The 14,842-nt window shown below is 51.6% G+C and carries 15 protein-coding genes; 9 read left to right on the forward strand and 6 right to left on the reverse strand.

What is annotated here, in order from left to right:
* Nucleotides 1-110: 110 nt before the first annotated feature.
* From HMPREF1257_RS12085 to HMPREF1257_RS12440, 4 genes are all read right to left on the reverse strand, one after another.
* Nucleotides 111-1,508 carry an FAD/NAD(P)-binding protein gene (locus HMPREF1257_RS12085; RefSeq protein WP_084529624.1) on the reverse strand — a complete coding sequence of 466 codons (1,398 nt, stop codon included), beginning with the start codon at nt 1,506-1,508 and terminating at the stop codon, nt 111-113.
* A complete protein-coding gene (locus HMPREF1257_RS12090) occupies nt 1,423-2,739 on the reverse strand; it encodes an ATP-grasp domain-containing protein (RefSeq protein WP_023025709.1) in 1,317 nt (438 codons plus the stop codon). Before HMPREF1257_RS12090 ends, HMPREF1257_RS12085 begins: the two co-directional genes overlap by 86 nt.
* Entirely contained in the window at nt 2,720-3,631 is a 912-nt protein-coding gene (locus tag HMPREF1257_RS12580) for a hypothetical protein (RefSeq protein WP_023025130.1), read from the reverse strand. Before HMPREF1257_RS12580 ends, HMPREF1257_RS12090 begins: the two co-directional genes overlap by 20 nt.
* Nucleotides 3,632-3,893: 262 nt before the next feature.
* On the reverse strand, nt 3,894-4,034 hold the full coding sequence (locus HMPREF1257_RS12440) for a hypothetical protein (RefSeq protein ID WP_023025712.1): 141 nt from the start codon (nt 4,032-4,034) through the stop codon (nt 3,894-3,896).
* Nucleotides 4,035-4,296: 262 nt separating this feature from the next.
* Between HMPREF1257_RS12440 and HMPREF1257_RS11320 the strand changes: the two genes are divergently transcribed.
* From HMPREF1257_RS11320 to HMPREF1257_RS11345, 6 genes are all read left to right on the forward strand, one after another.
* Nucleotides 4,297-4,596, forward strand: coding sequence for a type II toxin-antitoxin system RelE/ParE family toxin (locus HMPREF1257_RS11320; RefSeq protein ID WP_023025236.1), 300 nt, complete (start codon nt 4,297-4,299; stop codon nt 4,594-4,596).
* Between the two features lie 14 nt (nt 4,597-4,610).
* Nucleotides 4,611-5,705 (forward strand): HigA family addiction module antitoxin, encoded by a 1,095-nt coding sequence (locus HMPREF1257_RS11325; RefSeq protein WP_023025715.1) that lies wholly within the window; start codon nt 4,611-4,613, stop codon nt 5,703-5,705.
* A gap of 83 nt (nt 5,706-5,788) precedes the next feature.
* On the forward strand, nt 5,789-6,082 hold the full coding sequence (locus HMPREF1257_RS12585) for a type II toxin-antitoxin system death-on-curing family toxin (protein WP_255342562.1): 294 nt from the start codon (nt 5,789-5,791) through the stop codon (nt 6,080-6,082).
* A 339-nt stretch (nt 6,083-6,421) separates the two neighbouring features.
* Nucleotides 6,422-7,656 (forward strand): IS3 family transposase gene (locus HMPREF1257_RS12325; protein WP_176453645.1). Its coding sequence is split into 2 segments (ribosomal slippage): nt 6,422-6,710 and nt 6,710-7,656, totalling 1,236 coding nucleotides; the frame shifts between segments, so codons are not numbered across the junction.
* Between the two features lie 366 nt (nt 7,657-8,022).
* Nucleotides 8,023-9,045 (forward strand): nitronate monooxygenase family protein, encoded by a 1,023-nt coding sequence (locus tag HMPREF1257_RS11340; RefSeq protein ID WP_023025717.1) that lies wholly within the window; start codon nt 8,023-8,025, stop codon nt 9,043-9,045.
* Between the two features lie 42 nt (nt 9,046-9,087).
* A complete protein-coding gene (locus HMPREF1257_RS11345) occupies nt 9,088-9,834 on the forward strand; it encodes an FAD/NAD(P)-binding protein (protein WP_255342561.1) in 747 nt (248 codons plus the stop codon).
* 16 nt (nt 9,835-9,850) lie between these two features.
* Here the strand turns inward: HMPREF1257_RS11345 and HMPREF1257_RS11350 are convergent.
* Both HMPREF1257_RS11350 and HMPREF1257_RS11360 read right to left on the reverse strand, forming a co-directional pair.
* Nucleotides 9,851-11,067 (reverse strand): IS3 family transposase gene (locus HMPREF1257_RS11350; protein ID WP_156904624.1). Its coding sequence is split into 2 segments (ribosomal slippage): nt 9,851-10,806 and nt 10,806-11,067, totalling 1,218 coding nucleotides; the frame shifts between segments, so codons are not numbered across the junction.
* 618 nt (nt 11,068-11,685) lie between these two features.
* Nucleotides 11,686-12,920 (reverse strand): IS3 family transposase gene (locus tag HMPREF1257_RS11360; protein ID WP_176453645.1). Its coding sequence is split into 2 segments (ribosomal slippage): nt 11,686-12,632 and nt 12,632-12,920, totalling 1,236 coding nucleotides; the frame shifts between segments, so codons are not numbered across the junction.
* 180 nt (nt 12,921-13,100) lie between these two features.
* Between HMPREF1257_RS11360 and HMPREF1257_RS12330 the strand changes: the two genes are divergently transcribed.
* The 3 genes from HMPREF1257_RS12330 to HMPREF1257_RS12105 are packed head-to-tail and all read left to right on the forward strand — an operon-like array spanning nt 13,101 to nt 14,790.
* Complete coding sequence (locus HMPREF1257_RS12330; RefSeq protein WP_198010521.1) at nt 13,101-13,562, forward strand: hypothetical protein; 462 nt, start codon at nt 13,101-13,103, stop codon at nt 13,560-13,562.
* Nucleotides 13,543-13,923 carry a carboxymuconolactone decarboxylase family protein gene (locus HMPREF1257_RS12100; protein WP_023025722.1) on the forward strand — a complete coding sequence of 127 codons (381 nt, stop codon included), beginning with the start codon at nt 13,543-13,545 and terminating at the stop codon, nt 13,921-13,923. Before HMPREF1257_RS12330 ends, HMPREF1257_RS12100 begins: the two co-directional genes overlap by 20 nt.
* Before the next feature lie 18 nt (nt 13,924-13,941).
* Nucleotides 13,942-14,790 carry a YbfB/YjiJ family MFS transporter gene (locus HMPREF1257_RS12105; protein ID WP_023025724.1) on the forward strand — a complete coding sequence of 283 codons (849 nt, stop codon included), beginning with the start codon at nt 13,942-13,944 and terminating at the stop codon, nt 14,788-14,790.
* Nucleotides 14,791-14,842 lie beyond the last annotated feature (52 nt).

Consider the following 14,842-nt stretch of genomic DNA (forward strand, 5'->3'; position numbering starts at 1 on the left):
CTACTGCCCCAACTTTGCAACAGCACCTTTGTCTTTCGGGGAAAGGCACGGAGCCTGCTAATAGGCAGTTTTCACCCCGAGGATGTGACCGATCTCCCCGGGGCATCAACCTATGCGTGGGAGTTAATCCAATCAAGGGCAAAATTGGCTTGCATGATTGAAGTGCGGGCGTAGCTTGGAATGGCGGTGGTCGGTGCTGCTGCTTCCCCCGCAAATAGAACTCTGTTACCGGCCTGCGCAGTGCCCCAACCATTATTTAAAGGGGCACCGACCCAGCGAGAAGCGTTTGGCTTTATTTGACCAGGGAAAATTCCTTTGTTGTGTTTGATCCATCCGGGGTCCTCATAGCCACAGGCGCAAACTACCGCTTCGACTCGGTGAGAATTACCCGAAGCATCTTTTAGGTCCACAGCGTTTCGAGCTTGTTCCCCTGATCCCTGGCCGCGAGCTAGGACAAGGCTCCCTGCTTGAAAACCTTCTCGTAGGTTTTTCGCGCCTTGCACAGGCATGGCGGTCACGTAACGATGTATCCAATCTGATATCCCATTGAGGAGAGTCTGCCTTAGGGAGACTTTTAGAGGTGACCAGGTCTGATTGGCTAGGTCCACCATGCGACCGATCATTTTTTCCCATACAGAATAACCATTTTCAGCTAATTCATAGTCCAGCAGAAAACGATCAGTGCCATTCCTGGGGAGGGGCTCCCTAAGACGTCCCGGATACCAGCCGAGGGAGGTGGCGTGCTGAATGGCGTATTGTCTAAAATCCTCTACGCTGCGGGAGTGTGCACGGAACTCCTCTGCTGGTATTTCCTTTGGGGCGCTTAACTGAAGCGAAGTACGTACCCCGGGAAGCTGGCCGCTGGGGCTAAGTATAACTGCCTCCACCCCCTCAAATAACGCTAATCGTGCAGCGTCCACGGCAGAGAGGCCAGTCCCTAAAATACCGATGCGGGAAGTGGGATGGTTTTCTAGCCAGTGTGAAAAACTGGGGTCATAGGGGCTGGGGAAAACTGGGACCGTATCACGGTATGACTGGCAAGATGAAGGGACCCGTGCTGTTTTTCGGCCACCTGTGATGATGACGAAATCGGCTTTAAAGAGCCCGTGACGCGCAGTATGAATGAGGACAGGGGGTGCAGAATCTTCTACACAAATGACCGAATCGAGTACGTACTGAAGACGGTCATCGCAGCTGCCGCTCTCAGAGGGTAGAGCCTGTTGCAGGTAAGATCCGTACTTTTTTCTTGAAGAGAATACAGAACTGGACTCTCGCCTATTGTATCCCAGGAACTCCGCAAAATCATGTGGTTCCTCGACATCCAGCGACATTACTGAAGTACTTGTGTTACATAGCAAGCGTTTATCAACATGGCCAAAAGCAAGGTGCTTCTGAGGAGGTGTCGCGTCAAAAATAGTGAGTTCAATATGCGGGAAAGTAGAAGATACCCGTCGTGCGACCGCTGCAGCAGCGACCCCTGCGCCGATAACAGCAATTCGGGTCGTCATCACGCATCCTTTCCGGGGACAACAGTAAACAGATCACCATGGGCGTCGAAAGACTCAAGAGATTGAAGATCGGTCTCAACAGCAGCACGGTCAGAAGAGCCAAGAAAACCATGCCAAACGCACCAGTTGTTACCCGATTCGAGTTATCGATATAAGTGCCGATCTTTGGTCGCCGCGAGATTCTCTGAACGGTCGGGCGAGTTTGGACAAGATCCCAGTGGCACTGTTGAAGCACACCGTTTGACTGCGGGGTAGGCATGAGCCAGGCGACACACCCGTCAAGATTTCCGGCGAGTACTTCCTGTTCGGCAGCTTGTAAACCATCCACTAGCATCGTGGCGAGAACGCTGATCTGGCTGAAACCGCGAGTCGGGAAATAGACCTCGTCGGGTACTTCGGGGCCCATACAGCGACCGTTGTATTCAATAAGTACCCACTGCCCCTTAGACCACCTCAGTTCCACGTGGGAGGCTCCGAAGTTTACTTCCAGAGCGTCAAGGAGCGATAAGGCATATTCCACGGCACCGGAATAGTGGTTGTCCTCCGGTCCTACTGTGATAGCTGAATATATGTGGGGAGCTCCAGATTCCTCCGTAAGTCCGTATCGGAAAACTTCGGTCACAACATGACGCCCTTCGGCTGTCACCGTGTTCACAAAATATTGAGGTCCGTCTACGTACTCCTGAAGAACCACGGAGGGTGATTTTTCTCCTAGCAAAGTCGTAGAATTTTGAATGGTAGTAATCGCTTGAAGAGTCTCGGGCTCTGTTTTGCAGAAATAGACATGGTCACTGCCCCCGCTTCCCACAGGCTTGACAACACAATCCTTGACCAGGGACGGGTCTAGATAAAGGCTGTCTTGTGCAGAAGCGGGGGATAGGGTAACAGACCTTGGGGCACGCAGTCCATATTGGTGAGCAACTTCAATCATTCCTTGCTTATGGCGACGGTGCCAGATCTTCTCTCTACCGTTATGCGGTAGTCCTAACTCAGCTGAAACCCACTCAGCTATGGATACTCCTGATTCGCTTCCCGGCACAACAAGGTCAAATTTTTCTTGGCTACATTCCCGGAGTAGGGCCAGGGCCCATGGATCGGAAATGCTCCCGTCTTCGTTAGCTGAGATGGCATACGGCGGGTTAGCAGTAGCAACCTCTACGTCCCTTTTTTGGCGCAGGGTTGCCACCAGATCGGCGCCACTTGAAGAATCATCAACTACTAATATTTTCATTTTTCCGTGTTCCCCACATTGCTTGGCTTATGGTTATTGCCACAATGAGCATCAACAAAGTTAACTGAATTGGTTCGACTTGAGAGCCCAATGCCACCTCGGTAGCCATCACCACGGCCGGAAGGGCCGCGATGATCAGTGCCGAGATGAAAGGCGGCGCTAAGGTAATTCCCCACTGCAAGAGCAGGATAGGAAAAGTAATGCACATCACCGATAGTAGGACGATTGACAGGGTAGAGCCTCGAAGCATCTCCGCTTCCACGGAAAAGAAAGCCACGAGACCGCTAATAATCCAAGCTAAGTGAAACCTCACTGCTGCAATCGTGAGAACGCTGTTCCCTTGTTCAGTAGCCCAGCGCGAGGAGTAAAGCACTCCTACCGCAGAAATTCCTGCGCCTACAGCTAGAGCGAAACCCAGATAAGACTGGGGTGAACTGCTTCCCGTTCCTAGGAGGAAAAAACATAGAGCCAGAACCACTACTGCAGTTGTTGACACCAATGAACTGCTGAGCCTTCTGGCCGACCAAGTCATTATTACTGCGACAATAAAAGGGCCGACTCCTGTTTCGATGACACTTGCTGCAGTGGGCTGCATCAAAGTAGTGGAAACATAGAATAAGCAGAAAGCGCCCGCAGTAAACAGATTGAGGCTTGCTGCAGTTGTCATTTTCATGGGGGGATGCGGTGTTTCCGTAGCTTGGTATTTTCTACGATAAAACGCTAAATAGACCACTGTGGAGATAATCGCCGCGATAAGAAACGCTGAAAACGTAGTAAAAGTAGATAGCTCTGGGTCTACTTGGGCTCCGACTATCGCAGTGCCGATTCCTTGCCATAGGACAGCTAGGGCTACGATAACCGCCCCTACACCTAGTTTATTGGACTGGATCATAAAACCTTACCCTCAAAATCCGTAAAGTTAACTTAATAGGTGCTGTTGCAAAGTTGGGCGGAGAGCAGCGAAGACTCAGTTTCTCATTCCCTGATGGCCGCTGCGTGTGGGCGTTGTTAAGCCATCTCGAAGACCCGGTTGACGATCACCGCGTCCGGGTTCGGTTGCCCGTACCCTATATTCACAAGTATAGACACGCTTCTAGTGAATGGCAGAGTGTTGCGCCTCGGAGTATCTCTCTCGAGACACAACACTGGTGCAGCTACTTTTCGCGACGCTTCGGCGCTTGAGACAGTGTGCTGCCGGCGGCCTTCTTCGCAGCGGCACTATAGTTTTTGCTGCGCAGTACCTTACTGGCTGCCTTCGCCGCAGACCTGCTGGTCTGCTTGGAGTTACGAGCCATTTTCTCCTCTCGAGTCAATCAGTCCGAGGGGGAAATACTCCGCTACTACCAGAAGGTGCATGGGTTCTGACAGCTCTCAGGACTTGCCGGTGGGGCACCTCGTTGCAGCGAGGCGCCCCTCTTTATACCTGGTTCCACCTTGCGGAACCGGCACATTTAAGATAGCGTACTTCACGCGAAGGGTGATGAGCCTTAGATAAGTAGAGAAGAAAGGGTCACGTCATTTGGGCGCGGCACTAGTGAACTGGACGAGGTGGACTTGGTGCGCATCCTCTTCGAGGACGACGAACTTCAACGAGTGGCCGAGGATGCCTCCTACATCCCCAAACGATGGGGTTCGGACATCATCAAGGCGTATCGCAAGAAGATCCAGATCCTGAAGGGAGCCGTGGATGAACGCGACCTGCGGGCCATGCGGTCGTTACATCTGGAACAACTGAAAGGTGACCGAGCCGGGACCTCTTCGATCCGCCTGAACAAGCAGTTTCGGCTCATCCTCAAATTCGCAACCAACAGCGACGGCCGCGTGGTCATCGTTATTGAAATGGTGGATTACCACTGAGAGAAGGTGAACTCATGAATACTCCAATTGCGGCGGAGCTATTCCCGGCCGGAGAGATCCTCGCTGACGAGCTAGACACACGCGGATGGACCCAGGCCGACTTTGCCGAGGTGCTCGGACGTCCGGCACAGTTTGTCTCGGAGATTATTTCCGGAAAAAAGGAGATCACGCGCGAATCCGCAGCCCAGATCGGTGCCGCCCTGGGCACCTCCGCGGAATTCTGGCTTAACCTCCAGGACTCCTACCTGCTATGGAAGCAGTCCCAGGACGACCAGACGCAGAACAACCTCAACATCGTGAAGACCCGCGCACAGTTACGAGAGTTAGCCCCCGTCCCTCTGCTCGTCAAGCGGGGATACATCACCGCCACCGACGTACAAAGTCAGGCATGCGAGGTGCTGAACTTATTTGGCAAGAAATCCTTTGAAGATCCCTTGGGAATAAGCTTCGCCGCCCGCCGTAGTAACTGCGAGGAAAATGTCACCGTCCTGCAGGAAGCGTGGGCAGCTTGCGTTAGAGCAACTGCCAGAGTTCTCGAGACTGCCCCCTACTCCCGGAAGGCACTAGAAGACCTCGCCCGGACGCTGTCGAGTAGAGCATGTGACCCGCAGGCGTTTGCTGAGTTCCAGACTCTGTTCGCCGAGGTAGGGGTGAAACTTGTTTATGTGGAGGCTTTTCCGGGAGGAAAACTCGACGGCTGCGCCATGATGGTCGACGGGCACCCCGTAATTGGCATATCGGGACGAGGGAAACGGCTCGATAAGATACTATTTACCATCCTGCATGAGACAGCCCATATATTATTGGGTCACCTTGTCGACAATGGCGAGGTCATCCTAGATGACCTATCAGATGACAGTGCCAATAATGAAGCCCAGGCAGACCAGCTGGCCAGCGAACTCGTGATCTCTAGCCCTTTACCGGCGGTTCCTGATCGTGTGCACTCATCCTGGATTAAAGAACAAGCCGACCACCTAGGGGTTCATCCCATCACCCTGATTGGAAGGCTTCAAAAAGAGGGTAACCTGTCGTGGAAAACCACTCTCGTGCGCAACGCTCCCACCGTCATCGCTCAGCTTGAAAGCTGGAAATCACCCCTCCCAGCCTGACTGAGATTGGTAGCTTCGTTCATCATCAGCAAGACGTTTGCCTATCGGACACTGAAAGTAACGGAAGCGATGCACTTATTGGGATAAGGCCGCACCCGACCGCTTGGGATAAGGCCGCAGCATTACTGCATTCCTTCTATACTACCCAAAGTCTCCTTGACGGCAATAAGCGGACCGGCTGGGCTGCTTGCTGGTTATTCCTCAGACTGAACTTGGCAGTAGGCCCCTTGCTTGGAGAAGTTGATGCAGACGCCGCTGAACGCCTCGTTTTAAAGATAGCCAACAAAAAGATAGAGATATCAGAAATCGCGGGTACTCTGCGTTCCCTAGTTACTCCCCTCCTGGGTAACGTCGACCATTTACCCCCCAGGATTTGAAGTAACAAATGTCCTAGAAGACTTAGAAGGTGTACTCACGGGAATTGGGGAGCTTCCCGACGGAACACGTCTTGTCTACATGTATTTCACTTCGGATGAAGGCACCCCTGTCGAAACGGTACTTACCCCCCAGCCAAGCACGCGGATTCGCTGAAGAACTACTTCTTTTAGCTGATAATCCTCTCGAACAAAGGAAGCAACTCAAAATTCAAGTACAAGCAATTCAAGCCCACTTAGACCTACATAACCGACCCGACGAGCTATAGCTAACTTAAAACTCATAGCAGTATGAAGTGTCCCAGGTTTTGTTCCGTTTGAGTAGATGGGAAAATCTGGAATATGCCAAGAAAATTTGACCAGGATGCGAAGGATCGTGTGGTCCGTCTTGTAGAGGACCGCATCTTGGCGGAAAATATGTCGATGCAAGCCGCGTGCCAGGCAGTAGCCCCAAAGCTGGGGGTGTCATGGCACACAGCCCGTCAATGGACCCAACAGGCCCGCCGTGCGGGAAACATCCCAGAACCCGTGCCTGAAGATCTGGCCGCCGAAAACGCGAGGCTTCGCCGTGAAAATCAAGAGCTACGCGACACCAATGAACTTTTAAAGGCTGCCTCAGCTTTTTTCGCGTCGGAACTCGACCCAAAACGTCGGAAATGATCCGGTTCATCGATGAATACCGGAATCGTTTCTCTGTCGAGTTCATCTGTAAGACGTTGAAGAAAAACCGCGCTGGTGGGTTCATCACCTCGCGTGGGTATCGTCAGTCCAAGGCCCGTGGGGTAAGTGCTCGCGGCCTTCGTGATGCTGTGCTGGTTGAACGCATTAGTGCTATCCATCGGGATAATTACGGCATCTACGGTGTGCGGAAAATGTGGCATGCTCTTCATCGTGACGGAATCGATATCGGTCGTGAACAAACCGCGCGGCTGATGCGTCTAGCCGGTGTATCAGGCAAAGGCAAAGGCCGCTCGCCTATGACCACTCGCACACCTCAAAGGCCGGATTTGCGCCCGGACTTGGTGGAGCGAGAATTCAAAGCCGAAGGCCCGAACAAGCTGTGGGTGGCTGATATTACCTACGTGCGCACGAAGAAAGGCTTTGTGTATGCCGCGTTTGTCACCGATGTTTACTCCCGACGGATCGTTGGGTGGGCGTTATCAGATTCCATGCGCACCGAAGCGTTGCCGCTGCAAGCTCTCAACCAGGCGATCGCGTCTGCTGAGGAAACAACAGGTCTCATTCATCATTCGGATCACGGCTCGCAGTATGTCAGCGTTGTCTACAACGAGCGTCTTGCCCAGCACGGGATTGCCGCTTCCACCGGAACTGTTGGCGACTCCTATGACAATGCTCTGGCGGAAAACGTTAATGGTTCCTACAAAAACGAGCTGATCCATACTCGCAGGTGGGATGAGGTTGTCGAGGTGGAAATCGCGACGTTTGAGTGGGTGTCATGGTGGAACGAGACGAGGCTTCACCAAAGCTTGGGCTACCGCACGCCAGCTGAAGTGGAAACCGAATTTTGGGACCAGCACCCGCCGCAAGCAATAATAGAAATCAAGGCAAACGCCTAGGAACAAAACCCGGGGCACTTCAGTACATGAGGGCCAATGAGGCAATATACATTGCCTAAAGCATCTGCCGCCTAAACGTGCACCAGGCCCAAACGAGACACAGCAGAGAGCCCATTTCTCTCACTCTCTGCTAAGAACATGGATCTATGGTAAAGATAGTAACAGCGCCTTGATTACAGCGGATGTCGAAACCCTCTCACAGGGAACTAACACCATTCCGCCGTCAGGCCAACGTGAAAACTTTACATCCAAAAGCCAACCCCCTATCCAAGCAAGATAGCAAACCGCTAGAAGCGCTCAAAGCACCACCACTGCTCGCTTTTATCCCATGCACATCACACCACATTCACTTGGAAAGGATCTCCAGTGACTCTGTTCGAAAAACCTATCGTTCTTGCGCCTATGGCAGGAGGGCCGTCAACTCCTGAGCTATGCGCAGCAGTAACCAATGCGGGCGGGTTAGGCTTTCTCGCCGGCGGTTACCTCACTCCAGAAAAGCTTGAAGAACAAGTAAGCACTGTTGAGTCTTTAACCACTCAGCCGTTCGGGATCAATCTATTTTACCCTTCCCATCCCAATTCTGACCAGCACGCCGAATACTCTAAGTATCATCAGGCACTGACTAAAAAGTGCGTAAGCTACTCCGATTTTCCTTCACGCCCTAAGTGGTCAGATGATCATTACGATCGAAAGCTCGATATTGCGCTGAAGTCCAACGCTAAGTTCATTTCCTTAACTTTCGGATACCCTGACGCAAATACGCTAAAAACGATTCGTCGAGCAGGCAAGAAAGTAGTTCTCAATGCCACAACTCCACGAGAAATCGATCACATCATCCAGCTCGACTGCGATATTCTGTCTCTTCAAGGAAAGGCTGCTGGCGGTCACCGGGCAACAGTCCTAGACAATAACATAGAGGGATCTTCCTACGATGCAAAAACTCTCCTGCACCATGCAGTAGCGAAGACAGAAAAACCTGTATTTGCCGGCGGGGGCGTAGGTACAGCAGAAGATACACTAGACCTACTCAGATCCGGCGCAACCGCAGTAATCGTAGGGACTCGTTTTCTCACTGCACAGGAAGCAGGCACAAAAGACACACACCGGCATGCACTTCTGGAGCTAACTAACCGAAACACTGTTATTACCCATGCCTTCTCCGGGAAACCGGCTCGAGCAATTTCCAATACATTCACCAAAACATTCACACCACAGGCGCCCTATATCTACCCCGAAATCCACTACTTAACTGCGGGAATGAGAGCTGAGGCCAATAACGCAAAGGATCCCGAATATCTTAACCTTTGGGCAGGCGAAGGATTCGCTAATTGCCGAGAAGCAACCGCCAAACAAATCATTGACGAACTCTTACCATACTCACAAGCGTAAGAATCGTCCAAAGTAAGTTTTTCACATACAGACGTAGCTGTAATCGGTGGTGGACCACGAGGAATGGCCGTCATTGAAAGACTCAGTTCACGCATCAAGGACAAAAACTTAAACAAGCCAATCCATATTGTCTGGTATGACGATAACGGCTTTGGATCGGGTAAAGTTTGGAGCCCCTACCAGTGTCAATTGCTGCTCATGAATACTGTTACAGCACAATTGTCAGCTTTTCCCGACGAATCTGCGGGACTTTCCGGCCAACATGCCACTGGACCAACATTTTATGACTGGCTTAAATCAAACGATGCTCGAGAATTCTTATCTTCCGACCCCGTACTGCTAGCAGAAGCAAGCTCCGCCACCGAGGATACTTATAGTTCTCGCGCTCTCTATGGTGCTTATCTTCAATGGTCAGTGAATCAACTACTTAAGGACTCAAGGGAATATTCCCCAATCGAACTGGTCGCTAGGCGAGCAGTATCCTTTGAAAAGAGGGAGGATTCACTTCTCATACACGACAGTCTCGGAGGGTGTGTAGAAGCTAAATCTGTAGTGCTGTCTCTAGGCCACACTTCGCAGAATCTCTCCGGAAAGGAAGAGAGCCTTTCTAAAAAAGCTAAGGAATCGACAGTAACTTATCTTCCCAGTGGGGACGCATCTATCCAAAAAGCTGCAAAGCTCCCCACAAGAGAATCAATCATCCTCCGAGGCATGGGCCTCACCTTCTTCGACTATATGATCCTCCTAACGGAAGGAAGATGGGGTTGCCCGCAAATCGTGGACACGTAGTGGAGCTACCTAGTGGTTAGGCAGCTATTTCTTTTCTGCTGGTGGTTAGGCTGGTGTGGTTCTCGAAATCGACGGGGCTGACCATCCCGAGTGCGGAGTGCCGGCGCCGACGGTTGTAGACGGCTTCAATCCAGTAGGCAACGGCCTGACGCGCAGCATCGCGGGTTGGCCAGCGCTTCCGGTCGTAGAACTCGGTCTTAAGCGTCGACCAGAACGACTCAGCCATCGCATTATCGAAACACACCCCAGTACGCCCCACAGACTGAGCAACACCTAGGTTGCGGCACACCTCCCAGAGCTGCTCGCTGGTAAATTGTGTTCCCCGGTCGGCGTGAAACACCAGCCCGTCAGGAACGTCACCACGCAGTGTATGTGCCATCCGCAGTGCTCGTTCGACCAGGAATGTATCTTGCACGCTATCCATAGCCCAGCCCAGTACCCTGCGGGAATGACCATCGCGAACTGCGCATAAGTACAACCAACCCTCGCCGGTTCGCAGGTAGGTAATGTCTGACATCCATACTCGATTGAGCTCGCCGGTATCAAACATGCGCTTTACCAGGTCAGGAAGACTCGACTTACGTTTAGATTGAATCGTTGTCGCTGGGACGAAGGCACGCGGTGAAATTCCTTCAATTCCCATCAGGCGCATCCGCTTAGCCACAGTCTTGCGGTTAAGAACAATCTGGTAGCGCTCACCTAGTTCTGCGGTGATTCGCGGGGCACCGTAGACCTCGTTGGAGTCTTTCCAGATCTGATGAATCTTGCGATCAACATCATCGTAAAATGCTGCACGATCATCCTTACCGGATAAGCGTTGCTGCTGCATATGGGCCCATTTGTAGTATCCAGACCGAGATACCTTCAAAAGGCGTGCCATGCGCTTGATACTGAAATTCGCCTTCTCCTGCTGCATTAATTCGAACTTTTCTGATCGCGTTGCTTTGCGGCGAAGAAGGCTGTCGCTTTTGACAAAAACTCGTTATCCATCTTGGCTTCTGCCAGCTCACGACGCAGACGAGCGTTCTCAGCACGAAGATCAGCCTCGCTTAGCCCATCAGAGGATCCTCGGCGTTGACGCTCATTTTTCACCCACCGACCTAAAAGGCCAGGTGCGACACCAATTTCTTTCGCTACATGAGCAATCGGGCGTTCTGACTCGATTACTAGGTTTGCGGCTTCACGCCGGTACTCCGGCGTGTATTTCTGGCGTTGTTGACTCACAATGAACATCCTCTCTTACGGACACAAGATCCGCACTAATCGGGTGTCCACTAAACGAGGGTAACCTCAAAGAGGTGGGCAATTTAGAGAAAATGCACACGGAAAGCACTACATACCTTCCGGGAAAGAACCACATATCATCGCATGTTCTCGAAAGGGAGCACCCCACCATGCCCGTGGAAAAAACCAAAAACGTCCTGACGAACGATGGGTTCCACGAATCCTAACCGAAGATTACGCTGCTACTCTTTCGAACGCTACATTCTCTGTAGACGTCTGGCCCCGAATCGCTCAGGAAGTTGAACTAGCTTTCACAATTTCGCTCCTCGAAGCAAACAACGCCGATTACGATGAAGAATCTCTTGTTAGCCTTGCAAAGCAAGGAGGCCACAGTCTAGTTGAATGGCGACACAACCAAGGATATACAGAGACCTTGGATTGGGGTGAGCTTTTCAGGCAAAATGGACCAACTCCCCTGGAGAGAAGCTCCGCGACTACCAGGACACGGTCGCTTCGAAGATTGAAAATGACATCGCCGAGGCAGAAAAGGGAAATAAATCCGGGCCACTCAAAGCTGCACTAGACGTACTTAGAGACATTAGAAATGAAGTGCCCCGGGTTTTGTTCCTAGGCGTTTGCCTTGATTTCTATTATTGCTTGCGGCGGGTGCTGGTCCCAAAATTCGGTTTCCACTTCAGCTGGCGTGCGGTAGCCCAAGCTTTGGTGAAGCCTCGTCTCGTTCCACCATGACACCCACTCAAACGTCGCGATTTCCACCTCGACAACCTCATCCCACCTGCGAGTATGGATCAGCTCGTTTTTGTAGGAACCATTAACGTTTTCCGCCAGAGCATTGTCATAGGAGTCGCCAACAGTTCCGGTGGAAGCGGCAATCCCGTGCTGGGCAAGACGCTCGTTGTAGACAACGCTGACATACTGCGAGCCGTGATCCGAATGATGAATGAGACCTGTTGTTTCCTCAGCAGACGCGATCGCCTGGTTGAGAGCTTGCAGCGGCAACGCTTCGGTGCGCATGGAATCTGATAACGCCCACCCAACGATCCGTCGGGAGTAAACATCGGTGACAAACGCGGCATACACAAAGCCTTTCTTCGTGCGCACGTAGGTAATATCAGCCACCCACAGCTTGTTCGGGCCTTCGGCTTTGAATTCTCGCTCCACCAAGTCCGGGCGCAAATCCGGCCTTTGAGGTGTGCGAGTGGTCATAGGCGAGCGGCCTTTGCCTTTGCCTGATACACCGGCTAGACGCATCAGCCGCGCGGTTTGTTCACGACCGATATCGATTCCGTCACGATGAAGAGCATGCCACATTTTCCGCACACCGTAGATGCCGTAATTATCCCGATGGATAGCACTAATGCGTTCAACCAGCACAGCATCACGAAGGCCGCGAGCACTTACCCCACGGGCCTTGGACTGACGATACCCACGCGAGGTGATGAACCCACCAGCGCGGTTTTTCTTCAACGTCTTACAGATGAACTCGACAGAGAAACGATTCCGGTATTCATCGATGAACCGGATCATTTCCGACGTTTTGGGTCGAGTTCCGACGCGAAAAAAGCTGAGGCAGCCTTTAAAAGTTCATTGGTGTCGCGTAGCTCTTGATTTTCACGGCGAAGCCTCGCGTTTTCGGCGGCCAGATCTTCAGGCACGGGTTCTGGGATGTTTCCCGCACGGCGGGCCTGTTGGGTCCATTGACGGGCTGTGTGCCATGACACCCCCAGCTTTGGGGCTACTGCCTGGCACGCGGCTTGCATCGACATATTTTCCGCCAAGATGCGGTCCTCTACAAGACGGACCACACGATCCTTCGCATCCTGGTCAAATTTTCTTGGCATATTCCAGATTTTCCCATCTACTCAAACGGAACAAAACCTGGGACACTTCAAAACGAGGTTCGCGAATGCGTTCAATACGGGCGTATAACGGGAGAGTCCTTCAAGGAAGAACTCCTAGCTAGGTATAGCCCTACTAACGCTTTCCTTTCTATCGGCCCCCCGATCCAAAGACTGGAACAAATGCAAGCTCTAATCAAAGCGGGTATCTTAACTGTGCTCCCTGCTGATCCAATCATCTCCCTAGATGAGTCAAACGGAAAAGTTGACTATTTCAATCCATCGATGCCGCAAGAGAAAGGAGAAGCAACGGCTCTAGTGGAAGCAAGATTACCAACATCATCTATTCAAAATACAGCAGATCCGCTCATCGTTTCAGCTGCATCACTTGGCCTTATCAGGCCGCACTATTTTAAAAATACCCCCTGTGTATCCGGGGCAATTGATGTGGATCCACACAGTTTCAGGGTGCAGTCTGATAGCGAACAAAGCGTTTCTCTCTATGCATACGGGATTCCCCTCGAGGGCCTACAGTGGGGAACCGCTGCCACTATACGTCCGTTTGTAAACTCTGTAATTATTCACGATGCAGACGCAATCGCTTCAAGCATTCAGGAGGACCTTCATGAGCGAAAGAAACAATAACGCCGATCAAATCCGTCGACAGGTTCTAGGCGACAACTACGTCAACAATACGCTCAACGGTTGGGAACCCGCACGGCCCGTTCTGGAACTTTTGGAAAATACTCCCTGGGGTTTTCTTTGGCCGCGCGAACAATTGTCTTTGCAATCTCGCAGTCTAATCACAGTAGCTATTCTGGCAGCCCTTGACCGGCATCAAGAGCTAGAAACGCATATTCGCGGAGCTAGAAGAAATGGGTGTAGCTTCGAAGAGATTATCGAAGCGATCCTTCATTCTGGTGTTTATTCAGGAATGCCTACAGCAGTGGAGGGAGCTAAAATTGCCCAACGCATCGCTACGGAAGAGCAACAAGTAACTTCATAAGTAACCGGATTCAGATAGATGAGAGCAACGTCTTCAAGCATTCAAGGCACACTTGGACTTGCAGTGGCAATGGGGATCGGCAGGTTCTTCTATACGCCACTGCTTCCCCTCATGATGGCAGCTTTAAACTGGTCAAGTTCCATCTCGTCCTGGATTGCAGTATCAAATTATCTCGGCTATCTGCTCGGGTCTTTGACCCTTTCTAAAAACTGGCTATCTAAAACGAGAACCCTTTATCGCAGTTCCTTAATATTTTCAACTCTACTGCTTGCTGCAATGGCGTTGACAGATAGTCCAGGAATGCATGTTTTACTACGGTTCTTAGCCGGCATAGCGTCTGCATTCATTTTTGTATGCATCACCCAGTTTGTTACCCAGAATGTACAGTCCTCCTCTCTAGTTGGCTTTGTTTATGGTGGTGTTGGCTTAGGCATTACCGTTTCTGGACTAACGGTGTGGTCACTAGGTCAAACCTTGGCATGGACACACTTGTGGGGTATCGCTACCCTAATCAGTGCGTTATTTAGCATCATCGCCTGGACTTGGCCCATTGGCTCTGAAGAGAAGACTAAGGATCGCAAGGTACTGGCCAGTTCTACGGAACGATCCACCCCAGAACTTCATCAAGCTTTTCGATTACTGAATGCGGGATACTTTTTTCAAGGTTTCGGATACATTATTATTGGCACATATCTCGTTGTGCTGGCCGACCCTGTTTTCGGCTCATCAGCAGCTGCCATCACATGGGCCGTAGCTGGCGTCGCAGCAATCCCCTCTCCCTATTTCTGGTCAGCACTTGCAGAGCGTTTTGGCCGACGTCGTGCATTACTTGGGAGAGTGTCTAATGGTTTGTGTGTGGGAACCTAACCCGCATAAGGAGATGAACCAGAATGACTACTATGGCGAGACGAGATCCGGC

Origin of the sequence: Corynebacterium sp. KPL1814 (assembly GCF_000478175.1) — a bacterium.
In the GTDB taxonomy this organism is placed as follows: domain Bacteria; phylum Actinomycetota; class Actinomycetes; order Mycobacteriales; family Mycobacteriaceae; genus Corynebacterium.